The organism is Marinobacter sp. M-5, from assembly GCF_032911545.1.
Taxonomy (GTDB): Bacteria; Pseudomonadota; Gammaproteobacteria; order Pseudomonadales; family Oleiphilaceae; genus Marinobacter; species Marinobacter goseongensis.
Genome location: NZ_JAWJEK010000001.1, coordinates 419,051 through 439,859 on the forward strand (window position 1 = coordinate 419,051; position 20,809 = coordinate 439,859).

Genomic DNA, 20,809 nt, shown 5'->3' on the forward strand with positions numbered 1-20,809 from the left:
AATCATGGTACATCTCCCCCCAAAGCCCGAACATTGCGAACTCTGCCAGCGAGCGGTATCGAAGCTGACCCGCCATCATCTGATTCCCAGGCATCTACACCGTAAGAAACGGTTTCAGAAGCTGTTCCCGAAGGAAGAGCTGATCACCCGAACGCTCTGGGTGTGCCGGCCCTGCCACAACACCATTCACAAGGCCTGTCCGGAATACGAGCTGGGGCTGTACTACAACACCCGGGAAAAGCTGTTGGAGCTGGAGGAAGTGCAGGTGTTTGTGGCGTGGCTCAGGGACAAACCCGACGATTTTGTCCCCAAGCACCGTCGCTAGCCGGCATCGCTCAGGCCGTGCGCTGCTGGCCGGCATTGGCGTGGCGATGAAAACGGTTGCCCCTCAGAAACGTTCCGTAGTCGTTGAATCGCACGCCCATATCACGCATCACCGCGTGGGCTTTCGGGGCGGTCCACTGGCGGATGTAGAACGGCTCCCGCACGGCGAAGTGGTGTATGGCGTGAGTACTGCCGAAGTTGAAGCAGAACACCTGCATCGGCAGCAGCCACCAGGGGTTGAGCACCTGGCACTGCTGCATGACGTTACGGGCTTCCACGTCGCCGTAATAGTGCATGTTGGAACTGATGAAGTGCAGGCAAAAGGTGCGCAGAAACGAGGGCAGCATGTACACCACGGCAAAGGTATTCAGGATCGACAGGGCGGAGGACAGCTCCCCGGACAGGGCGATCGGACTGCCGATGGCCTGCGCCGAAAACAGCACCACATGGGCAGCAACCCAGCCGTGGAACAGCGCGTAGTAGAGGTTGCCCAGCGGCGCATAGGCCAGCAACTGCTGGATGCGCATCTTGTGCACCTCGCCCCGGGAGGCCGGCTTCTGGGAGCGAATGTAGTCCCGCACGGCGCGCTGCATGGTCAGCGGGCGCAGGAACACGGCCAGCATGTTGTCGCCGGTCATCATCAGCCGGCGCAGGCCCCAGCGCTCACCGTTGGTGATGCCGCGCTCTTCCAGGTCGCTCTCGGTGCCGCTGAACTTGTGGTGATGCAGGTGCAGCTTGCGGCGAACAAAGGGGCTGACGGTGCTGGCGCGGGCGAGCCAGCCCACGGCCAGCATCAGGTTATTGGCCCAGGGACGGTTCTTGAAGTACATCAGATGAATCAGATCGTGTTCCAGCTCATGGATCAACGAGGCAAAGATCGCCGTAACCGGGATGCACAGCCACCAGGGGATAACGTTCATCACGTAGAGCGTACCGCTGGCAATCATGCCCAGCAGCGACACCACCATGATGCTGGCACCAATCAGATTCTGATGGGCCTCAAGCCAAGGATGACGGCGACGCAGCGCCCGGCCTTCCTCAAGGATGGTTTTGCGGATATGGTCGGTCTTCTCGGCATCGGTCATGGTGCTTGGATCTACAGACATGGTCTTGGCCCTTCTAACGGGTGGTATCGGCATCCAGGTACCTGATCCTGGTATCTTCTGCTGATATTGTGCCGGGGATGAGTCTGAAACCGGATATGTCCAGACGACAAAAAACGATCATTAGGCGACAACGACAATGACAACCGTTCCTATCGTTTCCAGTCAGCCGACGGTTCCCGGCACCTACGTTCTGCTGCTGCTCGACGTGGTTGAGCGCTGGAACGTATCGACGGATCGGCTGCTGGCGGATGAACAGCTGACGCTGGAAGACCTGCTGCGCAGCGGTTACCGCCTGCCCCGGGACCGCTTCGCCAACCTGATCCAGCGCGCGGTGACGCTGACTGGCGAGCCAGGCATCGGTTTTCTGCTGGGCCTGCAGATGAAGGTGTCCTGTCACGGGGTGATTGGCCAGGCGGCGATGGTGGCGCGCACTCTCGGCGAGGCTCTGGATATCGCCCGCGCCTACTTCAGCATGCCATCATCTGATCTTCAGCTGCGCATCGAGCGCGCCGGCGACACCGTCAGGCTGAGTCTCGACGAGCGTGACGAGCGCTTCCAGCTGGGTGAGGTAGGCGCGCAGTTCCTGTTGACCGGATTTGCCGCCATGGCCGAAGCATTGACCGGGCGTAAGCTGAAGGGCAAGGGTGTGGTGAAACTTCCGCGCCCACCCTACATGGAACGCTTCGAGCACCTGATGGCCGGTGCCCTGCAGTTTGACGGTGAGTTTAATGGGTTCGTTTTTGATGCCGCCATTCTGGACTATCCGCTGGTCATGTCAGACCCGGTGGCGGCGCGGATTGCCCGGGAGCAATGCAAGGAAGAGTTGGGGCGGCTGGGTGGTGGTCGATCGCTGGCCCGACAGGTGCGCGACCTGGTCTTCGATGAAGAGCTGGGCTTTGCCTCGATGGATGCGGTGGCGGAGAAGTTGAACGTCACGCCGCGGACATTGCAGCGTCGGCTTCAGGCCGAAGGGGTGGTCTTTCGCGAGCTGGTTGAAACCATCCGCCGACACCACGCCGAGCGGTTGTTACTGCTCAATCAGAGGAGTATCGGAGAAGTATCGGATCTGCTGGGGTACTCGGACGTCACCAATTTCAGCCGCGCCTTTCGCCGGTGGTCCGGGTGTTCACCGCGGGATTACCTCAAAAGCCGGGAGGCTGGCGGGCAGGCCTGACGGGCGCCGTATCGTTCCGGTGCTCAAGCCTGCCCGGGCAATCGTCCTGCAGGTCAGGCGTTGCCTTTTTTCATCTGCTCGAATTCGTCCTCGAAGAAGAACTTTTCCTCCCCGAACGCCGGCTCCAGTTCGTGAAGCCAGGTGGCGGTGTCGCTGTATTTGGCAAAGAACGGGCGCTGCACCCAGTCCGGGTTGCGGCCTTGCAGGAAGCGCAGCACGAACACCTTTTCGCCATGGATTTCGGTGATGCCCTGAACCTCCACCTTGCCGGGGCCGGCGCTCATGCTGGGACCGCGGGCGGTGCGCGCAAGGCCAGATACCTTCTTCATGGCTTCGCGGTAGATCTGGAACGCCTCGGCCAGCGGCACTTCAAAGTAGTTCTTGGCGCCGGTGTCCCGCTCCACGAACATGTAGTAGGGGATGATGCCCAACTGCACTTCTTTCTTCCACAACCGCGCCCAGTCCTCGGCATTGTCGTTCACGTGCTTGATCAGTGGTCCCTGCGCCCGAATCTCGGCCCCGGTGGCGCGGATGCGACGGATCGCCTCCTCCGCGATGTCGGTGGTGATTTCCTGCCAGTGATTGTAGTGGGCCATGATCGCCACGTGTTTGCCGGCATCCACCAGGCGGGCGAACAGGTCGATCAGTTCGTCGGCATCCTTGTCAGTCACAAAACGGTAGGGCCAGAAGGTCAGCGCCTTGGTGCCGATGCGGATGGTCTGGATGTGATCGAACTCCGGCTGTAGCAGCGGTTCCAGGTACTGCACCAGATTTTTGGTTTTCATCACCATGGGATCGCCGCCGGTGACCAGCAGATCCGTGACCTCAGTGTGCTCCTGCAGGTAGCCGTGGAGTTTCTCCGCTTCGGTGCTGGCCATTTTCAGGTCCTTGTCACCGACAAACTGCGCCCAACGGAAACAGAAGGTGCAGTAGGAGTGGCAGGTCTGACCCTGAGCCGGGAAAAACAGCACGGTTTCCCTGTACTTGTGCTGAACGCCGTCCAGCACCTCGCCGTCCAGTTCCGGCATGTTCATTTCCATCTGCCCGGCCGGGTGGGGGTTCAGTTCGTCACGGATTTCCTTGGCCACGGCCTGGATGTCTTTCTTGTCGGCACCGTCCCGGTGCATGGCTGCCATACGCTCGAAATGTTCATCCTTCAGCATGCCCTTTTGCGGGAACACCAGCTGGTAGATGGGGTCATTGGGAACCTTGTCCCAGTTGATCAGTTCGTTGATCACATACTCGTTGACCCGGAATGGCAGCACGCTGGCCACTACCTTCATTTCAAACAGGGTGTCTTCCGGGAGGCTCTGGATCACCTCAATCTTGTCGAGCTGGCGGTCTGTGTAGACCTTGAAGCGTCTCTCTTCGAACTCGGCCGTGGGGATGCGGTTCGGAAACGTGACGATGGAGTTCATAGATCGCCCTTTGGGTTGAATGCCAATGTCCGGAGGGTAGGGCTGGTGGGCTACCGCTCCGCTGGTTAAAAAACGGGCAGGCAGTATACATAAATCGTCTTTTATTTTCAGGTCTAATCAATAGACGTAAGCCACGGGTTGTATCGATCCTGATAAATGTTACTAAAAGCATCAAAAAGCCGTTAAAAGCAGCGATTTTTCGTCTTCTCTGGTTAGAAAATCATTTAGCGTGGCAATGAATAAAGTGAAAGATAGGATTACTACGACCTTGGTCTGAATGCGGTTGTTTGTGGCGGTAAAACGCGCCATTATTGCGTAACTAACCGAAAGAAAAGCGCGAATTTTGATTTTTTTGCAGGAATGCGCGTTTGCTCTGCGTCTAATGTAGTAATAAAACTACGTTTACAGGTGGCCAGGGCAATACTCCTGGCAAGGCCGGATGTTTTTGGCCAAAAGCCCGAGAACAAAGGCGTCCGGACAGGAAATTCGGCAGAGCTGTTCTATGCTTGATGGAGGTTGTCATCAGCAGGAACACCGAAAAACAACAGGTTCTGCAATTCACCGCAGCGAATCGACACCGCAGGCACCGGGCTGCTGATCGTGGCCGGAGCTGCCTTTTGATGCCAAGGGGAGGGTTTGATGTACCAGGACGATGATCCCGTCGAGACCAGTGAATGGCTTGATGCACTGGAATCTCTGATCGAGCAGGAAGGCGTGGACCGCGCCAAATACATTCTGGAAAGGCTCTCCGAACGTGCCAGCCGTGACGGCACCGAGCTGCCGTATTCGATTACTACTCCGTTCCGCAATTCTATCCCCGTGACCCAGGAAGCCCGCATGCCGGGTGACCTGTTCATGGAGCGCCGCATTCGCTCGCTGATCCGATGGAACGCCATGGCCATGGTACTGCGGGCCAACCAGCGCCCGGGTGAACTGGGCGGGCACGTGTCTTCATTCTCTTCGGCGGCCACCTTGTACGATGTCGGCTTCAACTACTTCTTCCATGGCGGCGATGAAAAGCGGGAGTCGGATCTGGTGTACTTCCAGGGCCACTCCTCACCGGGTATTTACGCCCGCTCCTATCTGGAAGGGCGTTTTGACGAAGCTCAGCTGGACAAGTACCGGGAAGAAGTGGGTGGCGACGGCCTGTCGTCCTACCCCCATCCCTGGCTAATGCCGGACTACTGGCAGTTCCCCACGGTGTCCATGGGCCTGGGCCCGATCCAGGCCATTTATCAGGCCCACGTGATGAAATATCTGCACAGCCGCGAACTGATCGACATGGGCGATCGCAAGGTTTGGTGCTTTGTCGGAGACGGCGAGTGCGACGAGCCGGAAACCCTGGGTTCCATCTCTGTGGCCGGCCGCGAGAATCTCAGCAACCTCATCTTTGTCGTTAACTGCAACCTGCAGCGTCTGGACGGCCCGGTACGGGGTAATGGCAAGATTATTCAAGAGCTGGAAGGCGTGTTCCGCGGTGCCGGCTGGAATGTGCTTAAAGTGGTCTGGGGTCGCATGTGGGATCCGTTGTTTGAGCAGGACCGGGACGGCCTCATGCAGCGCGTCATGGACGAAGCGGTGGACGGCGACCTGCAGAATTTCAAGAGCAATGGCCCCGCCTACACCCGTAAGCACTTTTTCGGAAAATACCCGGAGCTGTCCAAGATGGTGGAAAACCTCACCGACGAGGACATCAACAAGCTCAACCGCGGTGGCCACGACCCGTACAAGGTCTACGCAGCCTACCATCGCGCCATCCACAACAACGGCGGACGACCGACGGTTATCCTGGCCCATACCATCAAGGGCTATGGCTTTGGCAGCGCCGGCGAAGCCCAGAACACGGCGCATTCCCTGAAAAAGCTTGATATCGAACAGCTCAAGGCTTTCCGGGACCGCTTTGCAGTACCGCTGAAGGATGAAGAGCTCAAAGACGTGCCTTACTACCGTCCGGCGCCGGACAGCCCGGAAATCGTCTACATGAACAAGCGCCGGCAGGAACTGGGCGGTTTCTACCCCAAGCGCCGCAAAGACTGCCAGCCACTGCAGGCGCCGTCGCTGGACACTTTCAAGGCTCTGCTGGAAGGCTCCAACGGCCGTGAGATCTCCACCACCATGGCGTTTGTGCGCCTGTTGACGGCTCTGACCAAAGACAAGCGTATCGGTAAGCGTATCGTTCCCATCGTGCCGGATGAGGCCCGTACTTTCGGAATGGAAGGCATGTTCCGCCAGCTGGGTATCTACACCTCGGAAGGCCAGAAGTATGTGCCCGAAGATCGTGAACAGATCATGTACTACAAGGAAGACAAGAAGGGTCAGGTCCTTGAGGAAGGCATCAACGAGGATGGCTCCATGGCAGCCTGGATGGCCGCAGCGACCTCCTACAGCACCAACAACTTCCCGCTGATCCCCTTCTACATCTTCTATTCCATGTTCGGTTTTCAGCGCGTGGGTGACCTGGCCTGGGCGGCCGGTGACATCCAGGCACGGGGTTTCCTGATTGGTGGTACCGCCGGGCGCACTACGCTCAACGGTGAAGGCCTGCAGCACCAGGACGGCCACAGCCACATCCTCGCTCAGACCATTCCCAGCTGTAAGGCCTATGATCCGGCCTACGGCTACGAGATGGCCGTGGTGGTTCAGCATGGCATCAAGGAAATGTTTGAAGACAACCAGAATGTCTTCTACTACCTGACCATGGAGAACGAAAACTACGAACAGCCCGCCATGCCGAAAGACAGCAAGAAGGTGGAAGAGGGCATCATCAAGGGCATGTACCAGATTGAATCCGTTGAAACCGATGGCAAGAAGAAGTCCCCACGGGTTCAGTTGCTGGGTGCCGGTGCCATCCTCAACGAAGTGCGTGCAGCGGCCCAGCTGCTGAAGGACGACTTTGGCGTGGCCAGTGATGTCTGGAGTGTGACCAGCTTCAATGAGCTGGCCCGCGACGGTCTGCACATCGAGCGCTGGAATCGCTTGCACCCGGATGACACTGCGAAGAAGGCGTACGTCACCCAGTGCCTGGAGAAGCAACAGGGTCCGGTGGTGTCTTCGACTGACTATATCAAGCTGTGGTCTGAGCAGATTCGTGCCTATATCCCCAAAACCTACCTGACCCTGGGCACCGACGGCTTCGGCCGCAGTGACACCCGCGAGAAACTGCGGAGCCACTTCGAGGTCGATCGCTACTACGTCGCGGTGACCGCTCTGGTGGCGTTGTCGAGAGACGGTGAGGTCAAGAAGGACGTGGTTCTCGAAGCCATGCGGAAGTACGGAATCGATCGCAACAAAACGAACCCGGTGCTGAGCTAAGGAGACCGCCATGAGTGAACAGGAAATCAAGGTTCCGGATCTTGGCGGTGCAGACGAGGTCGAGGTCATTGAAATACTCGTCAGCCAGGGGGACTCGGTCGAAGAGGAGGATCCGATACTGACGGTAGAGTCCGACAAGGCATCGGTTGAGCTGCCATCGCCGCGCGCCGGCAAAATCACCCGGATCACCGTCAAGGTCGGTGACAAGGTCAAAGAAGGCGACGTGGTTGGCATGATGGAAGCCAGCGGCGATGCCGGTGGTTCGGATGACGACAAGGGCGCTGGTGAGGAAGCCGGCTCAGGCAAGGACGAAAAGGCTGACGACAAATCGGAAGGCAAGCCAGAAGAGAAAAAACCGGCGCCGAAAAAATCCGGCGGTTCCCGCAACGAAACCGTGAAGGTGCCAGCACTGGACGGTTTCGACAATGTACCGGTAATCGAGATCAACGTCAGCGAAGGCGATGAGATCAGAGCGGACGACCCGCTGGTCACCGTCGAGTCCGACAAGGCCACCATGGAGATTCCTTCTCCCTATGCCGGCAAGATCGGCAAGATCCTGGTGTCCGAGGGCGACAAGATCTCGGAAGGCCACGATCTGGTCGAGATGACTGTTGTTGAAGGCGCTGGTGAGGGCGCAGAAGCGAGTGGCGAGGAGGACACATCTGCCGAATCAGCAGAGTCCCCAGGTGACGACAAACCCGAAAGCAAAGGCGAGTCTGAAAGCAAGAGCGAGGAGTCCACGCCTGAGCCGTCATCGGCAACCTATGAACCGCCTACCCCGGGCGCCAAAGTCCACGCTGGCCCGGCCGTGCGCAAGCTGGCCCGCGAGTTTGGTGCGGACCTTGCCCGTATCAAAGGCTCGGGCCCGAAAAATCGCATCCTCAAGGACGACGTTCAGGCCTACGTGAAGAGCCAGCTGCAGCAGACGCAGCAGGGCAGCACCGTGGCGGGTGGCGTCGGTGCCGGTATTCCCGGCGTGAAGCTGCCGGACTTCAGCCAGTTTGGCGAGATTGAGCGTGAATCCATGTCGCGCATGATGTTTGCCACGGCCAACAACATGCAGCGCAGCTGGTTGAACGTACCCCACGTGACCCAGTTCGAGGATGCGGACATTACCGATATGGAAGACTTCCGCAAGTCGCAGAAAGCGGCCGGTGAGAAGAAGGGTGTGAAGATAACACCGCTTCCGTTCCTGCTGAAGGCCTGTGCCACGGCGCTGGCGGAATTGCCGCAGTTCAATGTGGCGCTCGATATGGACCGTAAGGAAGTGGTCCGCAAACACTACATTCACATCGGCATTGCGGTGGATACGCCCAATGGCTTGATGGTGCCGGTGATCCGGGATGTGGATCAGAAGGGGCTGTGGGAGCTGGCCGCGGAGAGCGCCGAGCTCGCCCGGAAGGCCAGGGACAAGCAGCTCAAGCCGGCGGAAATGCAGGGTGCCTGTTTTACTATCACCAGTCTCGGCGGTATCGGTGGCACGGCGTTCACGCCCATTGTGAACACGCCGGAGGTGGCGATTCTCGGGGTATCCAAGGCGGCGATGAAGCCGGTCTGGGATGGTCAGGATTTCCAGCCACGGCTGATGCTGCCGTTGTCGCTGTCCTACGATCACCGCGCGGTGAACGGGGCCGATGCGGCGCGCTTCACGTCGCTGCTGAGCCAGCTCCTTGGGGACATTCGTACGCTCTTGTTGTGATTGCGTTGTACGGGAGCCAGCCCGATGAGACGGTCCTGAACTGCCTCACCGGGCTGGCTCCCGTGCTTTTCATCGCCTTCCCGTTGTGTCATATCGGCCAATGCCTTTGGTCAGCTTCCTATCCAACATCACCTCAGGAGTTATCCCGATACCGATAAAAGAGGCCCGCCATGAAACCCGCCGAAATCCTGTCGCAACCGCTTACCCTGAAGACCGGTTCCGTGATCCCCAATCGCTTCGCCAAGTCCGCTATGAGTGAAACCCTCGGGACCATTGATAACCGGGTCACCAAGGAGTTGGTCACGCTGTATCGCACCTGGGCAGAGGGCGGCACGGGGTTGTCGATTACCGGTAACGTGATGGTGGACCGTCGGCACATCGGCGAACCCCAGAACGTGGTGCTGGAGGATGAGCGGGATCTGGTGCTGTTGCGGGCGTGGGCGGATGCCGGCAAGACGGGCGGCAACCAGATCTGGATGCAGCTGAATCATCCCGGCAAGCAGAGCCCGAAAATGCTCAACAGTGACACGGTGGCGCCCAGTGCGATTCCGTTCAAGAAGGAATTGCGCGGTATGTTTGCGACGCCGCGGGCGTTAACGGGCACGGAGATCGAGGAAATTGTTCTGCGCTTTGCCCGCAGCGCCGCGATTGCAGAGAAGGCGGGTTTTGACGGTGTGCAGATTCACGGTGCCCACGGGTATCTGGTGAGTCAGTTTTTGTCGCCGCACCACAATCAGCGTACGGATGAATGGGGTGGTTCGGCCGAGAACCGTATGCGGTTTGTGCTTGAGGTGTACCGGGCGATCCGTGCGGTCACCGGTGATGGTTTCAATGTGGGGATCAAGCTGAATTCGGCGGATTTCCAGAGAGGTGGCTTTACCGAGGAGGAGTCCCTGGGGGTGATTGATGCGCTTGCGAAAGAGGGCATTGATCTGGTGGAGATTTCCGGTGGCAATTACGAGAATCCTGCCATGGCGAAGGGAGCCGAGGGGGGAGAGGTGAAGCAGAGCACGCTGGCCCGCGAGGCGTATTTCCTGGAGTTTGCGGAGAAGGTTCGGGAGCGGGTGGAGGTGCCGTTGATGGTGACCGGTGGCTTCCGTACCGAGACCGGGATGGCTGATGCGGTGACTTCCGGAGCGACGGATCTTGTGGGCATTGCCCGTCCGCTGGCTGTGGAGCCGGATTGCCCGAAACGGATTATGGCCGGTGAGTCTTTCACCAGCGCGGTGCGGCCTATCAAGACCGGCATCCGGTTGATTGACGATATGGCACTGATGGAAGTGAGCTGGTACACCCGGCAGTTGGGTCGTATCGGCAAAGGCAAGGCACCGCGTACGCATGATCGCGGGATGTTGTCGTTACTGGAGGTGATCGGGGTGATGGCGACGCGGGGGGTGCGGACTCGGCTTCGGGCTGGCGAGTAACGCTCAAAGTCGGGAGTGGGGCGCGGGCTGGGGGTATCTGGTAAAAAACTCCGCTTAAACTCGCTGCGCTCAGACAGGCGGCGTTTTTTACCAGATACCCTCAGCCCATGCCTTTTGGCCTTGAGTGATTTTTTCAGTTTGCGAAGTACATCCAGTCGAAGTAGTCGTGGAGGTCTTGCATCACGGCGGCTTCGAAGGGGTGGGTCAGTTCGAAGAGCAGGCTGTGGTCGGTTGATTTTTTCATGGTGTCACCTCTGTTGGTTGCAAACAGTGGCGGAGTGGAGTCCGTCACTCGGCTTCATCTCTGCATCTGCATCAGCTGTGCCAAGTGATCGAAATTTAAGCAGGTGGTTGAATTTCCGATCAAAATGCGTTTGCGGGCTTTAGAACATATCGGGCGGGCGCGTTGGTTTGGTGCAGCTTTGTGGTACGGGCACCAAAAAAGAAACCCCGGCCGGGGCCGGGGTTTCTTTTGAGCTGACTTCTAACGTTGCTTAGAAGTTGTATTGAGCGGCGAACAGGATGCGGCTTGCATCGCCATCGGTGTCGTCAACGTTTTCGCGATCCAGGAACTGGTATTCAACGCCCATCATCACGTTCTTAACCGGTGTCCACTGGTAGTTGGCCATGATGGCAGAGTTGGTTTCGCTTTTATCTGCAACCTCCGCGGTGCCGAGATCGCTTTCTGCATCGTCCCAATCCACTTCGACGAGGCCATAGCCAATGTTGACGCTGCGTCCGCCGCCGAGATTAATTCCCGCGCCTACAGATCCACCATATCCAGAGATGGTCTCGACATCACCGCTTCCATCAATGTAAGCGCTTTCAGCGCCAAAGTTCTCACCAGATCGGTACAGGAAGCTGTTGGCGCCATCTGTATAGCTCAGTGTGCCCTGGATAGTGATCATGTCAGTCAGCGCCATCTTGGCGGCAACAAAGGTGGCAAAGCCGACTGCGCTTTCGTCGTTCGTGCCGTCGTCATACCCGATCTGGTGCGCAAGGACAGCGGCTGAGTATGACAAACCGCCTGCGGAATCTTCCAGTCTTGCCGTCAACGCGGGCAGGCTATCTTTCTGGGTGGACGAGGTTGAACGCCCCACAAAAACTGGATCGCCGTTGGCGTCAACTCCCACTTGGGTGCCGGCAGCCGTGACTTCTGTGGCTCCCAGAATAGATGCCTGCGGATCCTCGAGGGATACCGAGAGAGGGCCGGAAGTATAGCGCGCCTGCGCGACGCGGCCCTGCAGGCCAGCAAGCCCTGGCAGTGAATCGAAGTCCAGTGTCGCCGTGTTACCCACGAAGCTGTTGAAGTTGGACCAGGTCTGGCCCATCAGCACGCCGCTGTACTCACCGTATGCGTGGCGAAGACGCAGGGAGCCGCCGCCGCTGCCGCGGAAGTCACCTTCCACGTTGATCTTGACACCCTGCGGCGTCATGGTGGTGAGACCGATCCGGCTCTGGAACGCATCGGCGCCGAAGTGACCGTCAGCGGCATCATCGTTGCCCGCGAGGCCTGAAAAGGAGCCCGAGCGGGTGCTAAGAGCCTGGTCGCTGTCAACATCGTAGGAAGCGTTGAGACGACCGTAGCCGTAGAGATTCATCTCGTAATCACCGGCGTTGAAATTCACCGCGTTGGCCTGGCCGGCAACCCCTAAAACGGCGACTGCGGCGGTTGCCCGAATTGCCATTCTCAGTTTGTTACTTTGCATTGTTGTTGTCTCCACACATTATTGTTGTTGGACCCATTTCAAAGTAGTTACGAAATTGTGACATTTCAAACAAAATCGATCATTAATTAGACGAATGTCTATAGGTCTAAATCGTTGTGTTACATACATCTGCGATTCCAGATTCGGCGTAAAATCATCCCATGACCTCCAAAAGTACTGATCTGGAAACCTCAACGTTTGCTTTCCTCGATATCGAGACCACCGGTGGCAGTTCTGCCCGCGACCGGATCACGGAAATCGGTATCCGGTTCTGGCGGGCCGGTGAGGTGGTGGGTGAATGGCAGACGCTGCTGAATCCGCAAACGCGGATATCACCGTTCATCGAGCGGTTCACCGGCATATCCAATGAGATGGTGGCGGACGCGCCCGTGTTCGAGAACATTGCCGACGAGTTAGAAGCGCAGCTCAAGGGCACCATATTCGTTGCCCACAATGCCCGCTTCGATTACGGGTTTATCAAGGCGGAATTCCGGCGGCTGGGGCGGTTGTTCTCGGCAAAAGTGCTGTGTACGGTAAAGCTGTCGCGGCGGCTCTATCCGGCATTTCGGCGCCATAACATGGACGCCCTGATCGAGCGCCACGGCCTCGCTCAGGTGCAGCGGCACCGGGCCATGGGGGATGTGGCTGCCATGCTCGAGTTCTTTACCCATGCACTGGCAGACAAGGGCCCCGATGTGGTCGGAGCCGCGCTCAAGGCATTGCTGCAACGCCCGAGTATTCCCTCCCATTTGCCGCTGGATACTCTCGATGAGCTGCCCAGAGGGCCGGGGGTTTACCGGTTCTATGGCGAGAACGATGCGCTGTTGTATGTGGGCAAAAGCACCAATATTGCGCAGAGGGTGGCGTCGCATTTTTCCGGTGACCACAACTCCACCCGCGGGGTGCGGATGTCGGAGAGCTTGCGGCGGGTAGAGTGGACCGAAACGGCGGGCGAGCTGGGTGCGCTGTTGCTGGAGCTGAGGCAGATCAAAGCGCTGAAGCCTCTCTTCAACCGCCGGTCACGGGCTGCGAAATCTCTGGTCAGTATCGAGCTTGCCACCACCGACGCAGGCTACCTGCAGGCGCGGCTGGTCAGGGAAATCCAGCCGCACCGGCTGGGGGATTATTACGGGCTGTTTCGCAGCAAGCGCGATGCGGAAAAAGCGCTCAGCGGCATCGCCGCGAAGAACGAATTGTGCAATAGATTACTGGGGTTGGAACCGGAGCACGAGGGTCCCTGCTTTCAGCGTACGCTTGGGCGCTGTAAAGGGGCATGTGAGGGGCATGAAGACGTGGTGCGCTATAACCTGCGGGTACAGATTGCCTTCCACGCTCTGCGCCTGAATACCTGGCCATGGAAGGGGCCGGTAGGTGTGGTGGAACGCAACGAATTCAGCGGAGACACCGACATTCTGGTGGTTTATAACTGGATGCATGTGGCGACGGTGCACAGTGAGGAGGAGCTCCATGACCTCACCTTGCGTGGCCAGGCCGTCACCTTTGACCTGGATTCCTACAAGCTGCTGGTGAAGACCCTGATGGGGCGGGACGGGCGTAATCTGACCGTGCTGGAATTGCCGGCGGTGGGGGAACCGGATGTGTTGATGCCCTGAGTGGCGTATGATAAATGCTGCTTTATATTCTTTTTTAACCGTTATGCACGAACCGCTGAGAGAGCCCGATGAACAGAGATCCCGTCAGTCGCGAACTTTTTGAACACGTCATGGTGCCCAATTATGCCCCGGGTTCCATTGTCCCGGTGCGGGGTGAGGGCTCACGCATCTGGGATCAGGATGGGCGAGAGTTCGTGGATCTCCAGGGCGGTATTGCTGTGACCTGTCTCGGGCATTCTCATCCGGGCCTGGTGGGCGCGCTGATGGATCAGGCTGAGAAGATCTGGCACCTGTCCAATGTGATGACCAACGAACCTGCTCTGCGGCTGGCCAAAACCCTGTGCGACCTGACCTTTGCCGAGCGGGTGTTCTTCGCCAACTCCGGCGCGGAGGCCAACGAGGCGGCGTTCAAGCTGGCCCGCCGCTACGCGTGGGAGCATTTCGGACCGCACAAAAACGAGATTATCTCGTTCACCAATTCGTTCCATGGACGCACGCTGTTCACCGTCAGTGTCGGTGGTCAGCCCAAGTATCTGGAAGGTTTCGAGCCGGCTCCGGGCGGTATTCATCACGCCACCTTCAACGATCTTGAGTCGGTCAGGAAGCTGATCTCGAAAGACAAGACCTGTGCTGTGGTGGTGGAGCCCATCCAGGGCGAGGGTGGCGTCATGCCCGGCGACCCCGAGTTCCTGAAAGGCTTGCGCCAGCTGTGTGATGAGCACGATGCGCTGCTGGTGTTCGATGAAGTCCAGAGCGGTGTTGGTCGCACCGGGCACCTGTTTGCCTATGAGATGTACGGTGTGATCCCCGACATCCTGTCCAGCGCCAAAGGCCTGGGAGGTGGTTTCCCGGTTGCCGCCATGCTGACCACCGCCAAAGTGGCGGCCAGCCTGGGTGTGGGTACTCACGGCAGCACCTATGGCGGCAATGCCCTGGCGTGCGCGGTTGCCCAGAAGGTGGTTGATACCGTCAGCCAGCCGGACATTCTCAAGGGGGTGAAGGCTCGCTCCGAGCATCTGCGCAAAGGCATGATGGACATCGGCGAGCGCTATGGTGTGTTCAGCGAGGTTCGCGGCGCCGGTCTGTTGCTGGGTTGCGTGTTGGCTGAGGCCTGGCAGGGCAAGGCCAAGGAGTTCCTGAGTGCCGGGTTGGACGAAGGTGTCATGGTGCTGATTGCCGGCGCTAACGTGGTGCGCCTGGCGCCGTCCCTGATTATTCCGGATTCCGATATCGACGATGCCCTGGAGCGTTTCGAAGCTGCCGTGAAAAAGCTTGTTGCCACACACAGATAAGGGAGGCTCTATGTGGCTGGTTCGGCCAGTTCAAAGAGAGGATCTGCGGAGTGTGCTGGACATCTCCGGCGAGCAGGGTACGCGATTGTCGTCGACTCTGCCGAAGCAGGAAGAGGCTGTCGCGGGAAAGATTGACCATTCCATCCGCTCGTTTGCCGGCCGACCGGATGCCGGTGAATCTGCCCGCTTCCTGTTTGTGCTGGAGAATACCGACACCGCAACGATTCATGGTGTGGCGGGCATTGATGCCGGGGCGGGGAACGGGCAGCCATTCTACAACTACCGCCGCGATGCGCTGATTCATGCCTCCCACGAGCTGGGCGTGTCCCGCCGGGTCGAGGTGCTGTATCCGTCTCATGCGCTGACTGACATGACCCAGCTGTGCGCCTTTGCCATTGATCCGGCCTTGCGGGGCAAAGAGCCCTTCGAATTGCTTGCCCGCGCCCGGCTGATGTTTGTGGCGGAAAACCGCGACCGCTTCTCTAACCGCATGGTGGTGGAGATTCAGGGCGTGCAGGCCAGCGACGGCTCGGTGCCGTTCTGGGACAGCTTGGGGCGGCATTTTTTCAATATGGATTTTGACACCGCAGACAAGCACTCCGGCTTGCTGAGCAGAACCTTCATCGCCGAGTTGATGCCGCCCAACCCGATATACGTTACCTTGCTGTCCGCTGCTGCAAAAGAGGCGTTGGGGCAGCCGCATGCCTTATCGCTGCCCTCCTGGGAGCTGCTCCAACAGGAGGGTTTTCAGGCAGGCTGCTACCTGGATATTTTCGACGCCGGCCCGGTCCTGGAAGCACGCACCGACAGTCTGAGGACATTGGTCACCAGCCGCAAAACCACGCTGCATGCCTCCCAAGGTGACGAGGGCGAAACCTGCCTGATTTCCGCCGGGCGGGGCGTGGACTTCCGTTGCACCCTGACCGGTCTCGGAGAATCCCTGAAGACCGAGGTCAAGGTGCCGGTGAAAACCTGGAAGCTGCTGTCACGCAGTGCCGGTGACGAGGTAAGGATTGCACCACTATGAACGTTACACGACCTGATCATAGCGTGAGGTGCCCATGCTGGTAATCCGCCCGCTACTGGAAACGGATCTTGACGACCTGTATGTCATGGCTCAGAACGCCGGCAAGGGCCTGACCACGCTGCCTGCGGATCGGGCGCTGTTAGAGCGCAAGATCAACCACGCCCGTGAAACGTTCAATCAGCGCTGCGCGCCGGAGGCCGGTCTCTATCTGTTTGCGCTGGAGGATACCGAACTTGGTCAGTGTGTGGGCATCAGTGGCATTCAGGCACGGGTGGGGCTGGACGAGGTATTCTACAATTACCGTTTGAGTGTCACCGTCAATGCCTCGCGGGAGCTGGGAGTGCACGTACGGACACCGACCCTGCACCTGTCCAACGACATGACCGATACCACCGAAATCTGCTCGCTGCTGTTATCGGACAGCCACCGCGGTGGCGGTAATGGTTTACTGCTGTCCCGCTGCCGGTTTCTTTACCTGGACAGCTTCCGTAAGCATTTCTCGGACAAAGTGTTTGCGGAGATGCGGGGTGTTTCGGACAAGGAGGGACGTAACCCGCTGTGGGATGCCCTGGGCAGCCAGTTCTTCGACATGGAGTTCAGCGAGGCCGACATGCTGTCTGGTTTGGGCAACAAATCCTTCATCGCCGAGTTGATGCCCAAGTACCCGATTTACGTGCCTATGCTGCCGGACGCGGCTCGCGCGGTGATCGGCAGGGTTCATGACAATACGGCACCGGCACTGAAGATGCTGCAGGCCGAGGGGTTCAACTTCAACGGTCTGGTGGACATCTTTGATGGCGGTCCGGTGGTGGAGGCTTTCGTTCACAATATCCGTACCGTGCGGGAAAGTGTGCACCGGCACGTGCTGATCAGCCGCAAGGCGGTGGATCTGGATGTGGCTACCGCGGAACGGGTGATGATTTCCAATCTTTCGTTCCGCGACTTTCGGGTAACCACCATACCCGCGCATTGCATCGGGCCTGATACTGTCTCAGTGCCCAAAGAAGTGGCGCACGCTCTGCTGGTGGAATCCGGTGATCAGGTTCGCCTGGCACCATTGAGAGATGCCGGCCCGCAGATTGCCGCCGCCAAAGGCGAGGAAAAAGAGAAAGGGCGCGCCAGCCGTTTCTGAGGGATCAGGCTGATGAAACCGAATTCAAGAACCGGGAGATGCACGTTATGGCGAGTCTGACAGGCGAATTGTTTATTGATGGTCTCTGGCTGCAGGGCCACGGAGCGCCTTTCGAATCGGTGCAGCCGGTGACCGGTGATACGGTCTGGGAAGGCACCAGTGCCAGCCTGGAGGACGTGGATGCCGCCGTGCGCGAGGCTCGCAAGGGTTTTGTCGGCTGGCGCCGAAAACCCTTCACCGAGCGCAAGGCGGTGGTCGATGCTTTTGCTGACCAGCTGGAAATCCATAAGGAAGAGCTGGCGCACCAGATCGGCCTGGAAACCGGCAAACCGCTGTGGGAGTCCCGCACCGAAGTGGCGGCGATGATTGGCAAGATCGGTATTTCGGTGAATGCCTACAACGAGCGCACGGGGCATTCGGAGTCCGATGTCGCCGGTGGTCATGCGGTGCTCCGTCATCGCCCCCACGGCGTGGTGGCGGTCTTCGGCCCCTACAATTTTCCGGGGCATTTGCCGAACGGTCACATTGTGCCTGCGCTGCTTGCCGGAAACACCGTGGTGTTCAAACCCAGTGAACTGACGCCCGGCGTGGCGGAGATGACGGTGAAGCTCTGGGAGCATGCGGGGTTGCCCGATGGGGTGATCAACCTGGTGCAGGGCGCCGCCGCCACCGGCAAATCCCTGGCTCGCCATCCGGGTATTGATGGCCTGTTTTTTACCGGCAGCTCCACGGTGGGTCACCTGTTGCATGAACAGTTCGGCGGCCAGCCGGAGAAGATTCTCGCCCTGGAAATGGGGGGTAACAATCCACTGATTGTTCAGGATGTTGCCGATGTTGATGGCGCCGTCCACCACGCCCTGCAATCGGCGTTTCTGTCCGCTGGCCAGCGCTGCACCTGTGCGCGACGTCTGCTGGTGCCGAAGGGTACCAAGGGTGATCAGTTCATCGAGCGGCTGACCGAGGTCGCAGCACGCATACAGGTGGGCGAATTTGACGCCGACCCACAGCCGTTCATGGGGTCGGTCATATCCGCCGAGGCGGCGGATAAGCTGCTGGCGGCGCAGGCCCGTATGATCGAGAAGGGCGCCACTTCGGTGCTGGAAATGAAACAGCTCAGGGCGGGGACCGGGCTTCTGTCGCCGGGTATTCTGGATGCGACCGGCATGGAGCTGGACGATGAGGAGTTCTTCGGGCCGCTTCTGAGGGTGTATCGCTACAAGAGTTTCGATGATGCCCTGGAGCTGGCGAACAACACCCGCTATGGCCTGTCTGCCGGAATTCTCAGCGACGATCGCAAGCTCTACGAGCGTCTGGCGGATGAAGTGCGGGCCGGTATCGTCAACTGGAACCGGCCGCTGACCGGAGCCAGCAGTGCCGCGCCCTTTGGTGGTGTGGGTGCCAGTGGCAATCATCGCCCCAGTGCCTACTACGCTGCGGATTACTGCGCCTGGCCAATGGCATCCCTGGAAGCTACAAAGAGCGAGCGGCCGGAGAGCCTCGCACCCGGACTGAGTTTCGACTGATTACTGACCACTGACGACGGACCCACACATGCCCAAGCACGCGGTAGAAGCCAACTTCGATGGCCTGGTCGGCCCCACCCACAATTACGCCGGGCTGTCCTGGGGTAATGTGGCGTCGAAATCCAATGTCAGCGCGGTGTCCAACCCAAAGGAGGCGGCGTTGCAGGGTCTGGCCAAAATGAAACGATTGGCGGATCGGGGTTACGTTCAGGGCATCCTGCCGCCCCACGAGCGGCCTCACATTCCGAGCTTGCGGGCGTTGGGATTTACCGGTTCCGACAAAGCCATTCTGGAGGCCGCGGCCCGTCACAATCCGTCCATTCTGGCGGCGGTGTCATCGGCGTCTGCCATGTGGACGGCCAACGCCGCCACGGTGTCGCCCAGCGCCGATACTGCGGATCACCGGGTGCATTTTACCCCGGCCAATCTCAGCGCCAAGTTCCACCGCTCCATCGAGCATGTGGTGACCGGTCGGGTGCTGAAGTCGATCTTCTCGGATGACGCCTGGTTTGCGCACCACCCGGCGTTGCCGTCAGTGAGTCATTTCGGGGACGAGGGTGCGGCCAACCACACCCGTCTGTGTGGTCGCCATGGCGACCCCGGGGTGGAGTTGTTCGTGTACGGCCAGGTGGCGTTCAACGAGCAGGCGCCGGCACCCAGCCGATTCCCGGCGCGCCAGACACTTGAGGCGTCTCAGGCAGTTGCGCGTCTGCACGGGCTCAGCGACCGCCATGTGGTGTTTGCACAGCAAAATCCGGCAGCCATTGATGCTGGCGTTTTCCACAACGACGTGATTGCTGTTGGCAACGCCAACACGCTGTTCTATCACGAGATGGCGTTCCTGGACGAGGAGCGGTTGCTGGCGGATATCCGCAGCCGGCTCTCCGATGCAGAGTTGCAGGCGGTGCGGGTCAGCCAGGCCGAGGTTCCCATCGAGGACGCGGTGGCCTCCTACCTGTTCAACAGCCAGCTGCTGAATACGGCCGATGGTATGTTGCTGGCGGTACCCGGCGAATGTCGTGAAGTTGCGTCAGTCAGCCGTTATCTGGACGAACTGGTGATGGGGAATGGCCCGATCACGGGCGTTGAGGTGTTTGACGTCAAGCAGTCCATGCGGAACGGGGGCGGCCCGGCCTGCCTGCGCCTGCGAGTTGCACTCAATGACGATGAGCTCAAGGCCATGCACCATGGCGTCTTGCTGGACAACGCCCTGTACGAACGCCTGACCACCTGGGTGGAAGCCCACTATCGGGACGAGCTGGCGACAGAAGACCTGGCAGACCCGATGCTGCTGGACGAAGTTCGCAAGGCACTGGACGAGCTCACCGGCGTTCTGGGACTGGGTTCAGTGTATGACTTTCAGCTCTGAATAGACCAGGTGAGCATGTCCATGGTGTGACGGATCAGCGTGTCGGCGGAGAAGTCCGCGGCGCCCGGCATACCCAGCCGCTCGCCAATCTCGCTCTGGCATAACAGAATCACCCCGTGCAGCGCGCCGCGCAGATAGAGTGCGGTCTGCTCCGGATCGCTTATCCGCTCACGATTCAGGGTGCCATCCGTCAGCCCCAGACGAATCGCCCCCACCATCAGATCCATCAGTTCCGATTTCGAGCACAGCATGTCCTGGGCTTGTTGCTCGTCCGCCTCGGTCATGGCGGTCGAAGCCTTTGTCAGTGCCGAGAAGTAATCCGGTTCCTCCACATAGAAGCGCCAGTAGGCCACGCCCATCGCGCTGATCTGCGCCTGCCCGGTGGTGGCGGTGTCCCGTGCCTGTTCAAAGCGGCGGCACAGGCTCTGGCCGGCCCGCAGCATGATGCCCCGCTGAATGGCGGCCTTGTCTTTGAAATACACGTAGAGCAATGCCCGGCTCAGGCTTGCGGTGCGGGCGATGTCATCCATCGAGGAGCGATCGTAGCCCTTGTCCGAGAACACCCGTTCGGCGGCGTCCAGAATGGCATCGAAACGGGCCTGCTTCTCGCGCTCTCGGCGTGTTTTCAACTTCTCACTCACGGTGACTTCCCATGGTTACATCCGGTTGATAGAAACGATCGAATAA

15 protein-coding genes are annotated in these 20,809 nt (G+C 59.3%); 11 read left to right on the top strand and 4 right to left on the bottom strand.

The window, feature by feature from the left end; translation table 11 throughout:
* Positions 1–4: 4 nt before the first annotated feature.
* On the top strand, positions 5–325 hold the full coding sequence (locus R0125_RS01865) for a hypothetical protein (protein ID WP_317236929.1): 321 nt from the start codon (positions 5–7) through the stop codon (positions 323–325).
* 10 nt (positions 326–335) lie between these two features.
* On the opposite strand, the gene R0125_RS01870 is transcribed toward R0125_RS01865, so the two are convergent.
* Positions 336–1,430 carry a fatty acid desaturase gene (locus R0125_RS01870; protein WP_317236930.1) on the bottom strand — a complete coding sequence of 365 codons (1,095 nt, stop codon included), beginning with the start codon at positions 1,428–1,430 and terminating at the stop codon, positions 336–338.
* A 136-nt stretch (positions 1,431–1,566) separates the two neighbouring features.
* Here R0125_RS01870 and R0125_RS01875 point away from each other — a divergent pair, with 136 nt between their 5' ends.
* Complete coding sequence (locus R0125_RS01875; RefSeq protein WP_248181315.1) at positions 1,567–2,604, top strand: AraC family transcriptional regulator; 1,038 nt, start codon at positions 1,567–1,569, stop codon at positions 2,602–2,604.
* Positions 2,605–2,657: 53 nt separating this feature from the next.
* Here the strand turns inward: R0125_RS01875 and R0125_RS01880 are convergent, their stop codons facing one another.
* On the bottom strand, positions 2,658–4,022 hold the full coding sequence (locus R0125_RS01880; protein WP_317236931.1) for a lysine 2,3-aminomutase: 1,365 nt from the start codon (positions 4,020–4,022) through the stop codon (positions 2,658–2,660).
* A 639-nt stretch (positions 4,023–4,661) separates the two neighbouring features.
* On the opposite strand from R0125_RS01880, the gene aceE reads away from it, so the two are divergent.
* The 3 genes from aceE (at position 4,662) to R0125_RS01895 (ending at position 10,457) form a co-directional block, all read left to right on the top strand.
* A complete protein-coding gene (gene aceE / locus R0125_RS01885; protein WP_248181312.1) occupies positions 4,662–7,334 on the top strand; it encodes a pyruvate dehydrogenase (acetyl-transferring), homodimeric type in 2,673 nt (890 codons plus the stop codon).
* 10 nt (positions 7,335–7,344) lie between these two features.
* Positions 7,345–9,033: a dihydrolipoyllysine-residue acetyltransferase gene (gene aceF / locus R0125_RS01890; RefSeq protein WP_317236932.1), complete on the top strand. Its 1,689-nt coding sequence runs from the start codon at positions 7,345–7,347 to the stop codon at positions 9,031–9,033.
* 170 nt (positions 9,034–9,203) lie between these two features.
* Entirely contained in the window at positions 9,204–10,457 is a 1,254-nt protein-coding gene (locus tag R0125_RS01895) for an NADH:flavin oxidoreductase/NADH oxidase family protein (protein WP_248181308.1), read from the top strand.
* 494 nt (positions 10,458–10,951) lie between these two features.
* On the opposite strand, the gene R0125_RS01900 is transcribed toward R0125_RS01895, so the two are convergent.
* On the bottom strand, positions 10,952–12,166 hold the full coding sequence (locus R0125_RS01900) for a DcaP family trimeric outer membrane transporter (protein WP_317236933.1): 1,215 nt from the start codon (positions 12,164–12,166) through the stop codon (positions 10,952–10,954).
* A 161-nt stretch (positions 12,167–12,327) separates the two neighbouring features.
* Here R0125_RS01900 and R0125_RS01905 point away from each other — a divergent pair, with 161 nt between their 5' ends.
* From R0125_RS01905 to astB, 6 genes are all read left to right on the top strand, one after another.
* Complete coding sequence (locus tag R0125_RS01905) at positions 12,328–13,779, top strand: exonuclease domain-containing protein (protein WP_317236934.1); 1,452 nt, start codon at positions 12,328–12,330, stop codon at positions 13,777–13,779.
* A gap of 68 nt (positions 13,780–13,847) precedes the next feature.
* Positions 13,848–15,071, top strand: coding sequence for an aspartate aminotransferase family protein (locus R0125_RS01910; RefSeq protein ID WP_317236935.1), 1,224 nt, complete (start codon positions 13,848–13,850; stop codon positions 15,069–15,071).
* A 10-nt stretch (positions 15,072–15,081) separates the two neighbouring features.
* Positions 15,082–16,098, top strand: a complete 1,017-nt coding sequence (locus tag R0125_RS01915) for an arginine N-succinyltransferase (RefSeq protein WP_317236936.1) — start codon at positions 15,082–15,084, stop codon at positions 16,096–16,098.
* Positions 16,099–16,132: 34 nt separating this feature from the next.
* Entirely contained in the window at positions 16,133–17,230 is a 1,098-nt protein-coding gene (astA, locus tag R0125_RS01920; protein ID WP_317236937.1) for an arginine N-succinyltransferase, read from the top strand.
* A gap of 47 nt (positions 17,231–17,277) precedes the next feature.
* Complete coding sequence (gene astD / locus R0125_RS01925) at positions 17,278–18,753, top strand: succinylglutamate-semialdehyde dehydrogenase (RefSeq protein ID WP_317236938.1); 1,476 nt, start codon at positions 17,278–17,280, stop codon at positions 18,751–18,753.
* A 28-nt stretch (positions 18,754–18,781) separates the two neighbouring features.
* Positions 18,782–20,122, top strand: coding sequence for an N-succinylarginine dihydrolase (astB, locus tag R0125_RS01930; protein ID WP_317236939.1), 1,341 nt, complete (start codon positions 18,782–18,784; stop codon positions 20,120–20,122).
* Here the strand turns inward: astB and R0125_RS01935 are convergent.
* The gene (locus R0125_RS01935; RefSeq protein ID WP_248182373.1) at positions 20,113–20,763 is read right to left on the bottom strand and encodes a TetR/AcrR family transcriptional regulator; all 651 of its coding nucleotides are present in this window, start codon (positions 20,761–20,763) and stop codon (positions 20,113–20,115) included. The two genes, astB and R0125_RS01935, sit on opposite strands and share 10 nt — an antisense overlap.
* Between the last annotated feature and the right edge of the window lie 46 nt (positions 20,764–20,809).

Coding starts and splice junctions, on each gene's coding strand:
- astD (WP_317236938.1), top strand. CDS start 17,278: ATGGCGAGTCTGACAGGCGAATTGTTTATTGATGGTCTCTGGCTGCAG.
- R0125_RS01875 (WP_248181315.1), top strand. CDS start 1,567: ATGACAACCGTTCCTATCGTTTCCAGTCAGCCGACGGTTCCCGGCACC.
- astA (WP_317236937.1), top strand. CDS start 16,133: ATGCTGGTAATCCGCCCGCTACTGGAAACGGATCTTGACGACCTGTAT.
- aceF (WP_317236932.1), top strand. CDS start 7,345: ATGAGTGAACAGGAAATCAAGGTTCCGGATCTTGGCGGTGCAGACGAG.
- R0125_RS01900 (WP_317236933.1), bottom strand. CDS start 12,166: ATGCAAAGTAACAAACTGAGAATGGCAATTCGGGCAACCGCCGCAGTC.
- R0125_RS01880 (WP_317236931.1), bottom strand. CDS start 4,022: ATGAACTCCATCGTCACGTTTCCGAACCGCATCCCCACGGCCGAGTTC.
- R0125_RS01910 (WP_317236935.1), top strand. CDS start 13,848: ATGAACAGAGATCCCGTCAGTCGCGAACTTTTTGAACACGTCATGGTG.
- aceE (WP_248181312.1), top strand. CDS start 4,662: ATGTACCAGGACGATGATCCCGTCGAGACCAGTGAATGGCTTGATGCA.
- R0125_RS01915 (WP_317236936.1), top strand. CDS start 15,082: ATGTGGCTGGTTCGGCCAGTTCAAAGAGAGGATCTGCGGAGTGTGCTG.
- R0125_RS01905 (WP_317236934.1), top strand. CDS start 12,328: ATGACCTCCAAAAGTACTGATCTGGAAACCTCAACGTTTGCTTTCCTC.
- R0125_RS01865 (WP_317236929.1), top strand. CDS start 5: ATGGTACATCTCCCCCCAAAGCCCGAACATTGCGAACTCTGCCAGCGA.
- R0125_RS01895 (WP_248181308.1), top strand. CDS start 9,204: ATGAAACCCGCCGAAATCCTGTCGCAACCGCTTACCCTGAAGACCGGT.
- R0125_RS01870 (WP_317236930.1), bottom strand. CDS start 1,430: ATGTCTGTAGATCCAAGCACCATGACCGATGCCGAGAAGACCGACCAT.
- astB (WP_317236939.1), top strand. CDS start 18,782: ATGCCCAAGCACGCGGTAGAAGCCAACTTCGATGGCCTGGTCGGCCCC.